Source organism: Halobacillus aidingensis, assembly GCF_900104185.1.
Taxonomy (GTDB): domain Bacteria; phylum Bacillota; class Bacilli; order Bacillales; family Halobacillaceae; genus Halobacillus; species Halobacillus aidingensis.
In genome coordinates this window covers 91,812-110,158 of record NZ_FNIZ01000003.1, presented here as the reverse complement: position 1 = coordinate 110,158, position 18,347 = coordinate 91,812, and the positions used below count along the sequence as shown (strand labels likewise).

Genomic DNA, 18,347 nt, shown 5'->3' with positions numbered 1-18,347 from the left:
TGTTTTATTGAGCAGGCGTATATTTTTCTCGAATCTTCTCAAAGAGATCAGCGTATTCAGATCCTTTTTTATAAAAAACAGGAGGTTGACCGATAGGAGCGGATACTTCTACATTCCCACCGTCAAATACTTCCCCACTCCAGAGGTGAACCCATGTTTCATTCGGAAGATACACATTCCACTGACTCGCTGATTCCTCGTAGACAGGGGCAACCAGTACATCTTCACCCAACATGTATTGGTATTGAAGATCATACGTCAGCGCGTCATCTTCAAATTCCATAAACAACGGTCTCTGAACCGGAATCCCTTTTTCCGCATTTTCTTTCACAAGATCTTTCAAATAAGGAGCCAATGTCACATGAACATCTGTCATACGTATAAACGCATTCATCGTTTCTTCATCGTGATCATACTGGTGACTATCGGTCGGACGATTTCCTTCATGACTTCTCATCACAGGCGTGAAAGCAGCAAGTTCAACCCAGCGAAGCAGCAACTCTTTGGAACGCTTGTTTCCATGCAAACTTGTGTATCCACCGATGTCACTGTGGTGAAGTCCATTACCGACAAGGCCCGCTGACAGTACAGCAGGAATAACAGACGCAATTCCATCATCCAAGTCCCAGTTAACACTTTGATCTCCCGCCCACAATAAACGGCAATATTTTTGACTTCCTGTGTAGCCTGCACGCATGAAATAGACAATGTCATCTGTTTTACCAGCTTCATCGACAGCTTCGAAATTCACTTTCGCCCACAGCATCGGCCAGGCATTGTGCATAAGCATCGCTGGCTCACCATTGTGAAGCTTGGCATCGGTCGGTAAGTATTCTCCGAAATCAGCCATCCAGCCATCTAAACCGAAATCAATCATATATTTTTGAATGACGCCCTTATACCATTCAAAGGCTGCCGGGTTTGTAAGGTCGACGATCCCGCACTCAAACTCACCGAAGTCGACTAAATAAATCTCATCTTGTTGATTAAGGACAAAATAATGGTTCGCAGCCGCTTCTTTATACAGTTCTCCATCTAATATCAAATATGGATTGATATAGCCTAAGAAGCGAATGCCTTGTTCCTTCCATTCTTTCAGCTTTTGATCCAGCTTAGGATACTCGTTTTCATCCCACTGCCAATTCCAGTTCAAGCGGCGCCCAAAAGAAGTCACTCTTTTCCCTTGCCAATCTTGAGCCCAGACAGCCCCTACTTTCATGCCCTTATCACGTGCAGCATCGATTTTCTTTTGTACCTCATCCGTGCCCCCTTGCATTCCGAGCCAGATTCCATCATACGTCCATTCAGGAAGCTCAGGCTGTCTGCCTAGGTGCTGAGTCAGTCGAGAAACCAACTCTTTGATACTTTCTCCCGTTTCAAACATGATTTGTGACGGGACTTCCCACACTTGGAGCTCATGATAATGATCTTTTCGAAAATCAAAATCTGCATAGGCTGTTGTATCGACATGACAGAAATACTTCTTGGAGGACAAGAATGTCGGCTGTGGGTAGTTCGTGTGATAATAGTCGCCCCCAGCCTTATCATGAACGTCTGCTAGAAAAGTGGTATATGTCTTTTTGTTCCGGCCCACACCTGGCTCAGAGGTCCATAATGGGAAATGCTTGCCTCGCAAATTCAAATGAGACATCTGCTCCCCACATCCATATACATTTTCTGTGGAATCAGCGGCGATACGGACCCAAAAGCGATTGAAAGCTTCTCGATCTCCTGAAAAATTAAGTTTCAGATTTTGATTTTCATAGCTGAAAGCTACAGATAGAGTTTCAGAATCCATCGAAGTCCGTTTAAAGTCGATGCGGAAACCCTGGTGACTTTCTTCTATGACTTCAAAGCTTTTCAGTCCGAAGCGTTCCACTACATAATCTTCGATATCATAATTTCCTCGGTACATCTCAATTTTTTCTTCTCCTTGACCGACAAATAAACACGGGGAAGTCGGTGTATGCTCAAGGATCTTTCTTCCATCGAGCACAACCTCGAACGTATTGTCCTGATATTGAATGGATAGCCCTTGTTTTTGTTTCGTTTGCATAGATAAAATCCTCCTTGAAATTTATAGGTTAGCCGCTTTTTTCATGTGCTCTTCGACGACACGATCATATTTCTTTTCCCATTTCTTCATAGCAAAGACCAGCGCAACAGAAGTTAAACCAATCAACACACCAGAAGCGATCCAGAACCATTGAGAAACCACCGCATCCGGGTAAGCAAGCCCGATTGGCGAGAAGACAATGTAAGTAAATCCAATCAAACTTAACAGAATGATCGCTGTCGGAATCGCATACTTCCATGGAACCATGTCGACTTTAGGAGCATGCTTGAACGAATATGGTTTAGACAATGGACGAATATATCCGACCACCAACATAATACCGACTTCAATAACGAAAAGGATGGCAGAAATGTGGATGAAGTTCATCGTGATTTCAATGCCGAGCATTTGGTTCAATCCCCACACAAGCATGTAATACGTAATGACGTGAAAAATGACAGCGATCTTCGCGCCCAATGGCGGAACAAATTTTGATGCAATTCCTACGAGCACAATCGCGATAATTGGGATGTTAAAGAATCCGGTAAACTTACGAATGATATCCCAGAGACCATCAGGTGCACTCATGAGCATGGGTGAAATAAAGAAGGAAACGAGTGCTAAAATTGTACCGAAATATTTACTTACCCGGATCAACTGTTCATCAGAAGCATCCGGTTTAAAACCAGGTTTGTACACATCTAAAGCGAACATGGTTGCCGCTGAGTTCAAAAGTGAGTTGAAGCTTGAGAAAACCGCCCCTAACAGTACAGCTAGAAACAATCCGGAGAAGATGGTAGGCATCAGATTGGTCACCATTGTTGGGTAAGCCAAATCAACCGTTTGGAAACCTGATCCATATAAATGGAAAGCAATGACCCCTGGGATCATCATTAAAATAGGAACAACCAATTTGTAAAAACCAGAGAACAAAACCCCTTTTTGACCTTCCGCCAGGTTTTTAGCTCCTAGTGCACGTTGAATCACGTACTGGTTCGTCCCCCAATAGAACATGTTCATGAAGATCATCCCAGTGAATATGGCGGAAAACGGAACGGAATCTTCTTTTCCACCAATCGCATTTAACTTGTCTGCATTATCAGTAGCCATCGTCTTGAACCCTTGAAAGAAGTTCCCATCCCCTAATACGAAAAGTCCGATAATAGGAATCATTAACCCAATCACCAGTAAGCCAATTCCATTTAACGTATCAGATACTGCAACCGCTTTCAATCCCCCGAAAATAGCATATATCGCACCGATAATACCGATCACCCAGATAACCAGCCAAACCGATGACTCAAATGAAATACCTAAGAGACCAGGAACATCAAAGAGCTTCAGCACAGCAAGTGCGCCTGAATAAAGAACCGAAGGAATGGTGACAAACGCATACCCGAGCATAAACAGAACCACTATGTAACGTCTGACGCCATCATCAAATCGTGTACTTAAAAACTCAGGAAGCGTGGAAAAGGCACCACCTAAGTATTTAGGAAGCAGGATCAATGCCATAATGATGACAGCAATCGGTGCCGTCACTTCCCAGGCCATGTTGGACAAGTTCGTCCGATAAGCCTGTCCGTTCAAACCAATTAATTGCTCTGCAGACAAGTTCGTCAGCAGCAAACTACCAGCAATAAACCCACCAGTTAGTCCACGACCGGCAAGGAAATACCCATCGGAATCATTCACCTGTCCTTTCGCCTTACGATAGGACACCCATCCGACCAATCCCATAAACAAGATACACGTGATCAATGTAAATAGAATACTCATGTTTGACTTCCTCCTTCTTCATCGTTCAAATATTGTACAAAAACGTTGGGACCTTTAATCCCAATATGAGCGCCTTGATCTACAAACCTTTGATGTTCCTCATGGGCAAGGAGCCACTTATTTCTCATAAAGAGTAAGGGGTCTTCCCCTTTTTCTTCTTCCTTCAAAGGGGTGTTGGTGCCTTTAGGTAGAATGACAATACATTTGAATCCCTCTTTTGTCACTTTACACGGCGCCAGGTGAAGGGTGGTTTGGAACATTTCAATGGCGTATCCTCTTGTAATATAAAACGCTTTCAAATGATCTGTAGAAAAAGTCCCCTTCTCCATGTCATTCAAGTGTCCTAGAAGCAAGACCATATCTGTTGCAGCAACATTAATTTCACTGCCCTTATGAAATTCCAGTCCACCTAAATTGGAATTGTTCCCATTGCAGTAGCCGATTTGAATTTCCATCCCACCGTAATACCTGCTTTCAATGGAACCTTTCACATCACTGAACTCCAAAGCAGGTTCAGAAGGTACATAAACATTCCCACTTTCAGGAACCGGAAAATCCTCAATCGAATGAATGAGCTTTTCACCAGGAAAACTTTCAAGTATTCGGCCAAAATTCTTAAAGGAACTGTCCTCCACATGTCGAATATCTAGAGAAACATTCATCTTTTGCAATTGCTGCAGCATATCATCCCTCCACTTTAAAGATATCTACCTTTATTAAAACGTAGGTATCTTTGTTGTTATTCATTGTACTGGAAGCGCATTCAATCTGGCAAGAGGAAATTTTTATTACATCAAACAAAAGCGCTTAGAACAGCGATTTGATCATACTTTAGAACTCAATAAAATTTTTAATTTTCTAAAAAGTATTGAAATATTTTGAAGCCATCCATATAATGTTAGACAATGAAAGCGTTATCAATAGAGGAGGTGCGAAATAAAAGGTTATAACGTTATTAATTAAGGTAGCAATGTTAGTATGTAAAAACAAAAGGGGGACGAATTAGTGAATGTTAAGCATATGATGCTTGCCGTTTTTATCCTAATGACAGTGGTTCTTGGGGCTTGTTCATCTGAAAGCTCTGGTGAATCTGATAGTGCTGATGGAAGTAAAACGATCAGTTTCATTCATTGGCGTGGAGAAGATAAAGAGGTTTTCGATAAGCTCATTGAAAAGTTTGAAAAGGAAAATGAAGGAATTAAAGTGGATATGACCATATACCCGTCAGAACAATATCAATCCACAGCGCAGACATTAATTCGAGATGGAGAAGTCGGCGATGTATTTACATCCTTTCCAGGTTCTCAATTCGAAATCATGGATAAAGCAGGATTGATGACAGATTTGTCCGGAGAGGAATTTGTCTCTAATTTTAATGAGAGTTTGCTTGAAGCTGGTCAGAAAGACGGAAAACAATGGGCCGTTCCTTATCAGCTTGTGTTTAACCAGCCTGTGTATAATAAGGGGATCTTTGAAGAGTTGGGAATTGAAATCCCTGAAAGCTGGGAAGAATTTTTGGCTATGAATGAGACCTTGAAAGAGAATGGATACTCGCCAATGGCTTTCCCTGGTGCGGATATTGGTCCAGGGCAATTAATGAACAGTATGATGATGAATAATGCAACGGATGAAGATATCTTTACACAATTAGAAAATGGAGAGACAAAGTTGACCGACGAGTGGTGGGTCAAAACACTAAGTCAATTCAAAGAATTAGCTGACAAGGGTTATTTCCAGGATGATTCCCTTGGAACGAAACACGACGGAGCAATCGCACTTATGGCTCAAGAAAAAGCAGCGATGCTCGGAAGTGGTTCTTATGCCATGGCTAGTATTAAAGAACAGAATCCAGACATGGAGCTTGGACTTCTGGCACCGATCACGGTTCCTGCAGATGAAGCGGTATATGAAGGGATCCACACCACGACATTCATGTTAGCTGTTAATAAAAACTCTGACACGAAAGACGAAGCGAAGAAATTCATTGAGTTTCTAAGTCAGCCTGAAAATGCCAGTACTTATGCAAATGAAACGGGTCAGCATTTAACCGTTAATGATGTGAATTATGAATCAGAAGTGTTGAAGAACACGGCCGATTGGATGGACAAAGACACACGCTTCCAGCCTCGCTACTTAATTAATAGTGCGGACATTGAAAAAGCAGTCATCGCTTCCATTCAATCTGTCATCGGAGGGACATCCCCTGAAGATGCTGCGGCCGAAGCACAAAAAGTGGTCGACCAATTTGTAGAATAACCATGATTCCTTATAGGGGAAGAAAGCGCCGTTCATGAAAATAGACGCTTTCTTCTTCTATTTATGACTAAGGAGGCACTTATGAAAGCTGGAAAATCCATTTACCTATTTGTCGTTCCAGGACTGATCCTGTATTTGATCTTTTTTATTTACCCCACGATAAGTGCTCTTTTCTATTCCTTCACGAACTGGGATGGATTATCTACAGAGTACGATTTTGTCGGCGTCAGCAATTACGTTGAAATTTTCACGGCTGATGCGATCTTCCGTAAATCTTTAGTGAATAATATTGAATTCATGCTGTTTGTCGTAATCTTTCAAACCTTGTTTTCTTTAGTATTCGCCCTGTTTTTAACGAAGAACTCTAAACGCAGTGTATTTTTAAGGGCCCTTTACTTTTTTCCGACGATTCTATCTTCCGTTTCCGTTGCTTTTATCTGGTCGTATATGTATGACCCGAACCTTGGACTCATCAACACGGTCATGCAAGCCATCAACTTGGATTCACTTGCTTTGAATTGGATAGGGAATGAGGATATCGCCATTTACTCCATTTCCGCAGTTCAAGTCTGGTTCCATACAGGGCAGATGCTGATTATTTTTGTCGCCGGACTGCAGGGGATCCCGAAAGATTTATATGAGGTCGCCAAAATGGAAGGAGCAAACAAGTGGCAGACGTTCAAGAAAGTCACCTGGCCTCTTGTTGCACCTGCGGCTACGATTGTTGTCGCATATACAACGATTCAATCGTTTAAGGCCTTCGATTTGATTTTTGCCATGACCAGGGGCGGCCCGAACTATTCTACAGAAATCTTAGCGACACTTATTTACAATACGGCTTTTCGGAGCTACCGCTTCGGATATGCATCAGCTGAATCTGTCATTTTCATGATTGTCATTGCTATTATCACGATTGTTCAAATGAGAGTCTTACGATCAAAAGCCACGTAAAAAGGAGGGAAAGAACCTATGGATCGATTAGGAAAAAGAGTGCTGTTGATCATTTATGCAGCCATTATCATCATTCCCATGTTGACCGTCTTCTTTTCTACATTTAAAACAACATCACAAATGTATGAGAATCCCATAGGCCTGCCTGAATCATTCAACTTCTCCAATTATGTACAAATTTTCAATGAGACGGCTATGGCTACATATTTCAAAAATAGTGTCATCGTTACCCTTGTATCCGTAACGTTCACATTGTTTTTTGCCAGTTTAATTGCCTATGCCATTACAAGAATGAACAAGTGGATGGGAGGATTACTTTTTGGATTGTTCACTCTCGGTATGATGGTACCGGCACAGGTGAATATGATTCCACTCTACTCACTGATTTACCGATTAGACTTAACTAATACGCTCAGTGGTTTGATGATTGTCAATATATCCGTGACTTTACCAGTGGCTGTCTTCATTTTGACAGGATTTATGAAGACCATCCCGAAAGAGTTGTTTGAAGCTTGTACCATTGATGGAGCGAACAATTGGCAAGTGTACCGCAGAATTGCCCTGCCGTTATCTTTGCCTTCTTTATCCGCAACAGCCATCTTCCTATTTGTCATGCATTGGAATGACTTGTTGTATCCTTTGCTATTCATTACGAAAGACGAATACAAAACCCTGCCTCTCGCTCTATTAGAATTCCAAGGGCAGTATATGACGAACTTCCCGATGTTGTTTACTGGTGTCATGATCGCTTCAGCACCCATGATTATTGCTTATGTATTCCTGCAGAGGTACTTCATAGCTGGAATGACAGCTGGATCAGTGAAAGGATAAGGGGCTGTTACAATGACTATTTCAATTGGATTGATTGGTGCTGGTAATCGTTCGAAATCCTTACTTCATGCAATGAAACAAACCGGTGAGTTCTCAGTCGCTGCCTATGTAGATAAAGAACCAAAAACGTTTGTTGAACACCTCTACTCTAATGCACATTTTTATCAAAAAGAAGAAGATCTGTATAGCAATGAGAAGATAGATGCTGTCGTCATTGCTACACCTAACGACCTTCACGAAGAAAATATTAATAAAGCGATGGAAAACCAGATGGCTATCTTTACAGAAAAGCCGCTGGTTGCTAGATACGGCCACTTCATAGACTTATATAAAAAGATCGGGGCTTACGAGAAAACTTTTGTCATTGGAACAGAACTGAGACACGATCCAGGATTCATTCGCCTAAAAGAACATATAAACCCAAGCGCTGTGCAATCCGTTTGGTGCCACGAGTTCAGACCTTCTTTTCGTGCTGGGAGTGAGAGTTGGCGACTGGAAAGAAGCCGGACCGGAGGAACATTCTTAGAAAAAAACATCCACCACTTTGATCTTATGGTCAATCTTATAAAGTCCCCTCCTCGTGCTGTATTCGCGAAAGGAGACCATCCTGGAGAGATGATAGAAAACGGTTGGGTTATTGTAGAATTCGAGAACGGAACCTTTGGAAACTTAGGGGTATCTCTTTCCTATGAACAACACCATCTGGAAGTCGGTGTTCTTCAGAAAGACAATAAATTTATATACTATCCCAACGAGCAAAAACTGATCTCAGGGAACACAGAAAACGCTCCCCTTTTTCACCTTGGTGGAATTGAACAGACAGGTTTTGATCATCCAGGTGAAGTAGAACAGATGAAAGAATTCGCGCGTCTTATTAAATCGGAGAAATCTATGAATGGAGTTCTAGAGGAAGCTTATTGGAGTCATAGAATAGCGTTTGCCGCTGAGGAGTCTGTTCATACAGGAAAGGAAATTCTGATAGATGTATCTACTTCTTTTAAAGGAGGAAAAGCATGAACGTCATTGATATGCACCACCACATCCTCAACGTCCCGAACTATACGGAGAATTTAATAAAGCAAATGGATCGAATCGGTATTGACCGTGTCTGTTTAAGCGGTCTCGGCCTCCCTTCAGATAATTGGCTTGGAGATCTTTCTCCTACAAATGAAGATGTCAGGAAAGCGATGAAAGACTACCCCGGCCGTGTGATTGGATTCGGAGTGATCCGTTTGGGAGAGTCGACCGTAGAAGACGTGGAACGCTTATATGCCCAAGGCTTTAGAGGAATTAAAACGACCCGCCCATTGCACAACTATGATGACCCCCGCTATGATCCTATCTATGCAAAGATTGAAGAACTTGGCATGCCGGTCCTGTTCCATACAGGCTTCATTCTGCAAACGAAAGTAGATCAGCGGGATGATGTCTCCTCTGCTCGCATGCGGCCGGTCATGTTAGACCGGGTGGCGCGCTCTTTTCCCACCTTGACCATGTTTATCGCTCATTTGGGGATGCCGTGGCACGAGGAGGCAGCTATGATGGCTCGTTTCCACCCCAATGCTTATGTTGATCTATCCGGATCACCGATGGGTTGGAGAAACCGAAAATCTCCTTCTTTCTTTCAGGATTTGTTCTATTGGGAGGGGGCTTTTGATAAACTCGTGTTCGGTTCTGATGTCCACTATGATGACTTGGAAGCTTCCTATAACGACCATAAAAAACTATTTCAGATGCTTAATCTGGATAAAACCACCCAGCAACGCATTTTTTCAGAAAATGTGAATACCATTCTTAACTTATAACTGGAGGGAAAAGATGAAAAAACCAGACGTTTCCTATACTTTGACAGAGGATCCTGACGCTTCAGCCCATCACTTTGCCCGTTATCTTGCTGATTTTATCAAAGAGCAAAACGAAACAAACTTACCTACCAGGCTGATTTTGCCTGTAGGACCAGTTCGGCCATACCCTATTCTGGCCCGCATCATTAATGAGGAAAACATTTCTTTGAAGAACGTCCATATTTTTAACATGGATGAATACCTGGATTGGCAGGGACGTCCTATTGAAGAAGATCACCCGTTCAGTTTCAAAAAGTTCATGAACGAATTTTACAAAAGCCTTAATCCTGCGCTCAGACCCCCGAAAGATCAGTGCCATTTTCCTGACGTGTACAACATTGATGATATAAGCAGCAACATTGAAAAGGTTGGTGGCATCGATCTATGTTTGGGAGGAGTGGGTGTCCATGGGCATGTCGCTTTTAATGAACCTGTCATTTCCCGCTTCCATCAAGTGACCATAGAGGAATTCAAAAACTCTAAAACCCGCATTCTATCCTTAGCGCCTGAAACACAGGTGATGAATAGTATTCGAACCAATGGCGGATGCTTTGATGAATTTCCTCCGATGGCTATCACCTTAGGAATGAAAGATATTCTGAATGCAAGGAAAATCCGGCTTTATTGTGATGGAGGAGCATGGCAGCAAGAAGCCTTTTATCAAGCCATTTACGGGGATGAAGATGTCCGTTATCCGGTCACCTTACTTCAGGACCATGCCGATCTGCAATTCATAGCTACGAAAGAAACCGCTCAAAAAGTTTTAAGTAGGCGATAAGGAAATGATAGAGACCTAAAGAGTGTAGGCTTATAAACCATCACTCTTTAGGTCTCTCGCATTTATACCTTTGTATTTAAATGGACCGATTATCTTTGGTTACGATTCGTATCATGAATATGTATTTCCACAATCTTGAAACCGTGGGAACTAAAATAAATTACGTATTCTTTATATCGTTCATAATCCGTTTTCATTCCATTTTCATCTGTAAACGTAAATGCTTCTCTTGTGGTAACCTTATAAAGGTCATCCCTGACTTTTTGAGAATCGTCAATCACATTTTCCTTAAAATCAAAATGATAACCATTCCCCCTCACATCTTCCATGTATTCTTCTAATTCTATAGCTGCCTCACTCCCATGACCTAAGTAAAAACCAACCAATGTAAAGTCTTCCTTGTTTAATGCCTTTTCATAGTCTTCTCTAAATTGTAAAACGTGCTGTTCAGCTTGTGATATTAACTCTTCCTCCGGCACATCATAAATATCAATTTCTTCAAGAGACTCCTCTTCTTTGTTCTCTAACTCTTTCTCGCCATCCTCTTTTTCCAATTCAAACATAAACTCCATGGAATCCGATGGTAATCGATCTGGTTGTATTTCTTCCGTGCGAAGGACTTTCCCTTCAGTATCTTCGATTTCTGCATGTAGGATGGATGGGAATTCAGAAGGAAAGGGACCTAACTCAGCAAAATCCTTTAGCAAATACCCTGTGTCCTCCCCATTATAAAAAAGAGCAGCTTCCATTTGATTGCTTCGCAGGGTGAACGTATCTAAATCGATTTCCATTTTCACTTCTTTGGGCCCACCTTCAAAAAGCGAGACGATCATTTCCTCTTCATCGATGAACTCTCCAAATTCATTTTCACCTTTCCATCGAATGGTATGACTCCCTGGATAGACCATAGCGATGTCCCTATACTCATCTTCTTCAGTCATAGTGATTTCCTTACCACCATTGACCATTATGGACAACGGAGCGAAGTTCGTTTTCAAATGAAGATCCCGGTGAATGCCTTGAATATTATAGGTTTCATAAAAGCCTAACAGCCATTTGCGCCTTTCAACCATCAATACTTCTCTACCATCCCATCCCCTCAAAACTTCAGCATCTTTATCGGAATGTTCGATAACCTGAATCATTTGGTCCATAACAAAATCCCAATCGCCTTCTCGGATATACTGCAGATATTCCTCTTTATTCACGATCCCGTCCTTTTCTAAGTTGACATGATCAAAGAAACCATGAGCGTCGTCAGCCTCCATACGTTCATCCAGTTTTTCAAGTTTTTTATATGGATCGATTATGTTTGCCACCCACGTGTGGGTCACAAAAAGAACAATGACTACGGTGACCAAAATTCCTATGACCTTTCGTCGATGGGATTGATTCTTATCAGGCACACTTTTTCCTTCAAGTGTTTTTCCACAGTTCGTACAAAACTTAGTGTCGAGAGGAAGCTCATTTCCACACTGTGTACAATACTTCACCTTTCCCCCTCCTTCTCCGATGAAATAAAACAAATTGATTCATTTCTGAAAAAGCATAAACAAAGGAAGAAAAACCTCCCATCGTCCACATGTAAGGGAGGCTTGAAATAAAATCATCCAGCTTTTCTACAAAAGTATCACTACATAAAGAATCCCAGAGGCCCTGATTGAAGATCTCCAATGATCTGATTAATAATACTCACTCCAACAATAAAATAGAAAATAACCATAACGATATTAGTAATGATCAGACCATAAAAAACATCCAATCCAGAATCAGAGGTTTTTTCAGCATTCAAAGTAAACAGTAAAGAGAAGCTCGCTACCATGAATAAAGCCAAGGAAATGAAGAAAAAGAATGTCGCAATGGCACTCAAGGATAATAAAGCAAAGAGGTTGGCTATAAGCAGTCCGGTAATTGGTAAGACGAGTAGAGATCCGTATTTAGCAAGGATAGATAAATAATTGGTTTCCACTTTCATCATCTTCCCTACGGCTAGATGAACCCCAACAAAGACAGCAAAGAAAAGAAGCGCATAAAAGAAGGGCTGAATCACAAAGGACCCGAAAGGAATATCAGGACTAACACCAGTGAAAGAACCTACCCCTCTCGAAACATTGCGGGTCACAAAATATGAAAACAATGGAAAGAGAAAGGCGAATAAAGCCAGGGAAATGATACCGTTGACTTTTTGTCCATCATTGACTTCCTTACAAGTGGAAAACGGTCTTTTCAATGACTGGATAGCAAATTGGTAAAATTGTTTACTCGTATGTTTGGCTTTTTCTACGTATTCATTTTGAGGAGCTGGGGCCGGTACAGAAGCTGCCAGGGTTTGAAGGGCTCGAGTAGATGGTTGAGAATCGCTTTGGATCGTTCCTCCAACAACCTGGGTGCCACACCCACCACAAAATTTTGAATCTGCCTCCACTTGAATTCCGCACTTAGAACAAAACATAAGACCAACCCTTTCTGTTGTATTGGTTCATGCGAGTGAATATTGAGCGCTCCAAAAAATTCCTTTATCCTTAAACATTGTTCCTATCCCATTTTAAAGCTATGTACCAGCTTTAAAAGCTTAACGAGGAGCCGTTCTGTAAACTTTCACACACTTATCAGATGAGAGAACTTGACTGTTTACACTGTCATTTAAAAGGTCGCTACCTGTTTATACCTCACTTCCTTTCCTCCCAGAGAGTAGTAAAGATTTGATGACTGACAGATATCCTTTAACGATGGAGAGGTGTGTTTATTTTTATAAATGTTTGTTTAGGTATGGGTACAAATATATATGTATGGTAAAAAGCAACTGAAAAAGAACCTGTACCCCAATAAAAGTATGTTAGTGACACATGTACAATTCTATAGGTGTACCCTGTTTGCTAATCATCACGAAGCATACAAGACTCTTTCTTTTTTTGTTGAATTCTAGGTATTTGTAAAAATAAGAACAAGAACAGCTCCCCTCTAAATAAGATAAGAAGTGCATGGATCCTAGAACTTTTTTCACGCAACTTAAGGAAGGGGTTAAGAAATGAAAAACTTCTGTAATAACTGTGGTGAAAAGGTAGTAGAAGGAAATCATTACTGTGTAAAATGTGGCAAGAGAGTACTTACCTCACAACCGAAAAAACCACTTCAAAAAGCGAAAGGAAACGCCAGGAAGAAAAGATCCCTTTATGTCTTTGGTCTTATTGGAATCATTTTGATATCAATCATTTCCTACTATGTATGGGAGGCAGCATCTAACAAGGGCACCCATCGACAAGGAGAAGGGGCGGATCAAGAACAAACTGAGGATCAGCAAGTTGAAGAGAATGGTAACATCTCTGAAGAAACAAAGGTGGAGGAAAAGAAAGCAACCGCTCCCACAGTCGAGGATGGTGAGGTTGAAACTAAAAGTTCGAACGAAAATCAAGATTCATTGTCAGTAACGTCTGACAATGACGAACAGAATGAACTCTTCTTCCTATACGAAGAAGAGTTAAATCAGCTGTCCAACGTTCATCCCTACGATCTTGGTGATTGGAAGATTGAAGATAACGAAGACCACATATGGATACACCTACAAGACATTAAAGGGGATGGCTTGAAGGAATTGTATCGGTCCTATGATGCACAGGAATATGAAACTTTAAGAGCATGGGCTCAACATATCTTTTATATAGCTCAAGAAGTGCAAAAGGAGACCGGCATCCATACAAAATTCACTATTGAAACCATGTGTGATTCGCTCGCACCAGAAACCATGTTCTCATCCAATATTCTAGAAACATCTGGTTCCTGTGGATACTCCATTCCTATACTCACCGGAAACACAAAAGAAGACCTTTCTTTATTTCTACATACACTCGTATTCAAAGACGAAGAAGAGATACTAGCAAGGGACTTTGATGTTCCATCTGAGGTAGAAAGCATCCGTGAAAAATACAACCAAATAAAGGAGAACGAACACCTCTATAACGAGTTTGAAGTTAGTGCTGACGTAACCGAATATGAAAACGAAAATGGTGTGCGTAAAAAATTAATCCAAGAAATTTTTAACGGCACAAGGGTCGAATCCTATTATGGTGATGATGGAGAATTGCTTTTCATATTTACTTCTGATCATCAAAACAAGGAAAATCGCTATTACTTCAAAGATGGTCTATTAATCAGGTGGATTGATCCAAGTGGTGATCAAACAGATGCTGGAAATGAGACAGAAGAATATTTAAAACTCAATCACTATTGGCAGTCTGAACTTGAGAAGTGGAAAGAAGACTACTTTTATTGAATGTCAAAAGAAGAGGGAAGGTTAGCGTTACACCCTTCCCTCTTCTACTTCATTCTCTTTTTATATGGATGCACATAACTCACTAAAAACAGACAATAATTTCCCGGGTAATATTTATTTCGTCATCTTTCAATTATCTTTCCATAAAAAAAGCTACTCTGTAAAAGAGCAGCTTAAGAATTATAGTCAAGAATCATTTCACGAACATCCTGCACTTCCTGATCCGGAACTTCTAAATAATAAATTCCATTAATTTTGGTCCCAGTACCTGTCATCTGATAGGTCGAGAGATTTTTTCTTGCCCCGCTATAGTTCTTCATCATATCCTGCATCGTACTGAAGTCCATATTTGTAGAGACATTCTTTCCGATTACATCCATCACTTCACCCATTCTACTGATGGACCCGACATTCATCCCTTTATCGACAATTCCCTGGATGACTTTGCGTTGGCGTTCATTACGCCCGAGGTCACCCTGCGGATCGTCGTACCGCATACGGACATAGCCGAGAGCCTCTTTTCCATTCATGGTCAATTCGCCTTTTTTATAATGGAAGTTATCCTTTCCATACCATTCGATATCGTTTTGGATCGTAATGCCTCCAACAGCATCCACCATTTCTTCCAGCCCTTCCATATTTACCTGAACATAATAGTCGAGATTGATATCAAGGAAATTTTCAACCGTTTGAATGGCCATATCCGCTCCACCGAAAGCATAAGCATGGTTAATTTTATCCAGATTCCCTGCCTGAGGGGAATCACCGACCATTTCAGTCCTTGTATCCCGGGGAATACTGATGATTTGGCTACGATTGTCATTCGGGTCGACAGACAATATCATTAAAGCATCGGAACGCCCGGAATCACCGGCTCTTTCATCAACGCCCATCAGTAGAATGTTTAACGGTTCTCGTTCCTTCGTTTTCTTCTCCGTCAGTTTATGGTCGATCGATGCGACCTCTTTATGCATTTTTGAATCCACCGTGTTCTTCGCACCGCTGTAAAGCGAATAACTATATACCCCTGCAGGGACTAATAATAATACCAATAGAACGAGCGTGACTTTCCACCATCGTGTTTTTCTCTTCTTATGTTTATCCGAACGTTTCATTTACAATTCTCTCCACCTTAATCACTTTTTCCTTCTATTATATAGCGAGAAGGAAATACTTACAATTCTACAATTATAAAATCATCTAAAATCTCCCATACTATAAAAAAGTTTATGGAAGGAAATTCTTTGATGAAAAAAGCGATGATAACAATACTGCCCGTTCTCTATATGATCCTTATTTGGATCCAGTCGAGTCTTTCTATTGAGACGCTTAAGGAGTGGATGTTATGACACTAGGATTTTTTCTAGAAAGCTTACACCTCGTTGAGTTTGCATTTTTGTACATTCTAGTCGTCCTTGCTCTTCAAGTTCATAACCGCTTTTCGAAAACAACTAATCTGCTGGCTGCGATCTTTGCTTCTTTTTACGGATTGATTGATGAAATCCACCAGCTTTTTGTAGACGGGCGGTCGTTTACAATTAATGATTTGATAAAAGATTGGTGTGGAGTATGGATCACTTATTTTGTGGTATATTTAAAGTATTTAAGATGGGCCAAACATTCTCATGGTACAACAGATGACTCCGTTGAAGGTGAATATGCTCTATTCAAGCAAAAACCTTAATTATATTTCATTAAATGAGTTTCTATTTCGCAAGCAAATGAGGAACTGGTTGAGATACTTTCTTCTTACCAAGGACCTTTCTTCTCAAAGTCTCTACCAAAGGTTTTTCCACAATGTTATAAACCATACAGCATGAAGCAGTGACCAAAAAGATGATCATGATCAACCCGAAAAATGGATGGAAGATGTCAAAGAAATTCAACTTCATAAATATCATCAAATATCCTTTAATAAAAGGGCCATGGGCAATGTAAATGGAGTAAGATGCTCCACCCAGATAAGATAAGAAATGCGGGACATTTCTCTTGGTCTTATCCATTTCTGCTATACCATACATAATTAACATGGAACAAAATCCGTACGCTAGGGATAAGGGGATAAAGGTAAGTGAATAAACATTATGGACCCATACCAGGAAATAGCCAGCCAGCCCGAGTACAATACAAAGTCCAGCGTATTTATTTGTGAAATGGATAGAAAGATAAGCTACGAGCGCCCCACAAAAGATTTCCACTATACTAATACTGAAAATACAGCTTGGAAGGAAGGGAAATATATTCATTTCTCCGAGAAGAGTTAACCCAACCAATAAGCCTATGAAAGGTTTCATAATCACTGGTTTATACATATAAGCAAAGAATAAGAGATAAAAGAATACGATGTGTGTCAGTGACCATGCTGAACTTAGTATGGGCTCATTAGTTAATAAGAGAAAAGACTTGAGGGTGACCTCCATACTATAACCTTCTTGGAGCATGGGAAACGCTAAGGGGGCAATTAAAGCTAACGTTGTAAAAATCCAATATAAAGGGAAAATCCTCAAAATTCTTTTGATCAGAAACTGAGTGGCTTTTTCCTTATTTCCAGCATACTTGTTATAAAGGTAATAAATCATGAATCCTGTGACAATAAAAAAGAAATCTACGCCCCCTGTTCGTTCCCATTGGGCTACATTAAACCAATCATACCCAATTTCCTGATAAAAGTTATTGTTCGCATGTCCGATAAGTACAAATAATATAGCAAGAGCTCTGGAGATCTGGATGATCTCCAATTTACCGGAATTGGATTGTTTCATGATCTTCATCTCTCCTATGTTTACTTACTAATAAACCAGGTTCAAGAAGTTCGCGTATGTTTTCTCATCGCACGGACGGAGTAATTCAAAAAATACCATATCGTCGAAGGAAGATTACTACGACCGACTTTCCTGTAAGTATTCCAAGTCTTCCGAGCTGACTTCCACTTGTTGCTGGATAGCGATTCATTACATTTTCTATATAAAGCCAGTTCTTCATTCAATCCATAAGCAGTCACTCCATGAGAGAGAATGGACATCCACAATCCATAATCTTCAGAACAATCTCTATAGAGGGGCATTTGCACCTTACCTAGCTTTTCCTGGTTCAGCACCACTGTCAAAGTTCCAATTGCTGTATTCTTAAGTAAGTCTTTATATGTGATTTGACTAGGCATATGGAAAACAACCTCTGTAGGGTTCCCTCCTTCCTGCATAATCCTATAAGCAGTGTAAGAAAAAGAATAACCATTTTGATGCATGAACAAAATCTGTTTTTCTAGTTTTTGCGGGTGCCATTGGTCATCACTGTCTAAAAAAGCTAGATATCTACCATCTGCAGCTAGGATCGCTTGATTCCTAGCATAAGCAGGCCCACCATTTCTCATTAATTTGATAAGCTTAATCCGTTCATCTTCCAATTGTTTGGCTTCGATAAGTTTTACGGATTGATCTTTAGAGCAGTCATCCACGATAATCATTTCCCAATTCGTGTAAGTTTGAGATTGAACGGATTCAATCGTCTCCGAAATAAAATCCGCTGAATTATACGAAGGAGTAATGACAGAGACTTTCCCCATATTTTTAAAATCCATTTGAA

16 protein-coding genes are annotated in these 18,347 nt (G+C 40.7%); 8 read left to right on the top strand and 8 right to left on the bottom strand.

The window, feature by feature from the left end:
* Positions 1–4 precede the first annotated feature (4 nt).
* From BLS23_RS03885 to BLS23_RS03875, 3 genes are read right to left on the bottom strand one after another with little or no spacing between them, the layout of a single operon-like run.
* Positions 5–2,056, bottom strand: coding sequence for an alpha-glucosidase (locus BLS23_RS03885; protein ID WP_089651224.1), 2,052 nt, complete (start codon positions 2,054–2,056; stop codon positions 5–7).
* A gap of 21 nt (positions 2,057–2,077) precedes the next feature.
* Positions 2,078–3,835 carry a solute:sodium symporter family transporter gene (locus BLS23_RS03880; RefSeq protein WP_089651223.1) on the bottom strand — a complete coding sequence of 586 codons (1,758 nt, stop codon included), beginning with the start codon at positions 3,833–3,835 and terminating at the stop codon, positions 2,078–2,080.
* Positions 3,832–4,518: a DUF4867 family protein gene (locus tag BLS23_RS03875; RefSeq protein WP_089651222.1), complete on the bottom strand. Its 687-nt coding sequence runs from the start codon at positions 4,516–4,518 to the stop codon at positions 3,832–3,834. Before BLS23_RS03875 ends, BLS23_RS03880 begins: the two co-directional genes overlap by 4 nt.
* A gap of 337 nt (positions 4,519–4,855) precedes the next feature.
* Between BLS23_RS03875 and BLS23_RS03870 the strand changes: the two genes are divergently transcribed.
* The 6 genes from BLS23_RS03870 (at position 4,856) to BLS23_RS03845 (ending at position 10,495) form a co-directional block, all read left to right on the top strand.
* Complete coding sequence (locus BLS23_RS03870; protein WP_089651419.1) at positions 4,856–6,091, top strand: ABC transporter substrate-binding protein; 1,236 nt, start codon at positions 4,856–4,858, stop codon at positions 6,089–6,091.
* Positions 6,092–6,172: 81 nt separating this feature from the next.
* A complete protein-coding gene (locus BLS23_RS03865) occupies positions 6,173–7,042 on the top strand; it encodes a carbohydrate ABC transporter permease (RefSeq protein WP_089651221.1) in 870 nt (289 codons plus the stop codon).
* An 18-nt stretch (positions 7,043–7,060) separates the two neighbouring features.
* A complete protein-coding gene (locus BLS23_RS03860; protein WP_089651220.1) occupies positions 7,061–7,873 on the top strand; it encodes a carbohydrate ABC transporter permease in 813 nt (270 codons plus the stop codon).
* 12 nt (positions 7,874–7,885) lie between these two features.
* Entirely contained in the window at positions 7,886–8,890 is a 1,005-nt protein-coding gene (locus tag BLS23_RS03855) for a Gfo/Idh/MocA family protein (RefSeq protein WP_089651219.1), read from the top strand.
* Entirely contained in the window at positions 8,887–9,678 is a 792-nt protein-coding gene (locus tag BLS23_RS03850) for an amidohydrolase family protein (RefSeq protein WP_089651218.1), read from the top strand. Before BLS23_RS03855 ends, BLS23_RS03850 begins: the two co-directional genes overlap by 4 nt.
* Before the next feature lie 13 nt (positions 9,679–9,691).
* Positions 9,692–10,495, top strand: a complete 804-nt coding sequence (locus BLS23_RS03845; protein WP_089651217.1) for a sugar phosphate isomerase family — start codon at positions 9,692–9,694, stop codon at positions 10,493–10,495.
* An 89-nt stretch (positions 10,496–10,584) separates the two neighbouring features.
* Here BLS23_RS03845 and BLS23_RS03840 read toward each other — a convergent pair whose 3' ends face one another.
* Complete coding sequence (locus tag BLS23_RS03840) at positions 10,585–11,988, bottom strand: TcaA NTF2-like domain-containing protein (protein ID WP_089651216.1); 1,404 nt, start codon at positions 11,986–11,988, stop codon at positions 10,585–10,587.
* 140 nt (positions 11,989–12,128) lie between these two features.
* Positions 12,129–12,947, bottom strand: a complete 819-nt coding sequence (locus BLS23_RS03835; RefSeq protein ID WP_089651215.1) for a zinc ribbon domain-containing protein — start codon at positions 12,945–12,947, stop codon at positions 12,129–12,131.
* Positions 12,948–13,523: 576 nt separating this feature from the next.
* Here BLS23_RS03835 and BLS23_RS03830 point away from each other — a divergent pair.
* Entirely contained in the window at positions 13,524–14,765 is a 1,242-nt protein-coding gene (locus BLS23_RS03830) for a zinc ribbon domain-containing protein (protein WP_089651214.1), read from the top strand.
* 173 nt (positions 14,766–14,938) lie between these two features.
* Here the strand turns inward: BLS23_RS03830 and BLS23_RS03825 are convergent, their stop codons facing one another.
* Positions 14,939–15,880: an LCP family glycopolymer transferase gene (locus BLS23_RS03825; protein WP_089651213.1), complete on the bottom strand. Its 942-nt coding sequence runs from the start codon at positions 15,878–15,880 to the stop codon at positions 14,939–14,941.
* 230 nt (positions 15,881–16,110) lie between these two features.
* Between BLS23_RS03825 and BLS23_RS03820 the strand changes: the two genes are divergently transcribed.
* The gene (locus BLS23_RS03820) at positions 16,111–16,449 is read left to right on the top strand and encodes a VanZ family protein (protein ID WP_089651212.1); all 339 of its coding nucleotides are present in this window, start codon (positions 16,111–16,113) and stop codon (positions 16,447–16,449) included.
* A gap of 22 nt (positions 16,450–16,471) precedes the next feature.
* Here BLS23_RS03820 and BLS23_RS03815 read toward each other — a convergent pair whose 3' ends face one another.
* Together BLS23_RS03815 and BLS23_RS03810 are read right to left on the bottom strand one after the other, a co-directional pair.
* Positions 16,472–17,527: an acyltransferase family protein gene (locus tag BLS23_RS03815; RefSeq protein WP_167356001.1), complete on the bottom strand. Its 1,056-nt coding sequence runs from the start codon at positions 17,525–17,527 to the stop codon at positions 16,472–16,474.
* Between the two features lie 41 nt (positions 17,528–17,568).
* Positions 17,569–18,342, bottom strand: coding sequence for a glycosyltransferase family 2 protein (locus BLS23_RS03810; protein WP_089651210.1), 774 nt, complete (start codon positions 18,340–18,342; stop codon positions 17,569–17,571).
* Positions 18,343–18,347 lie beyond the last annotated feature (5 nt).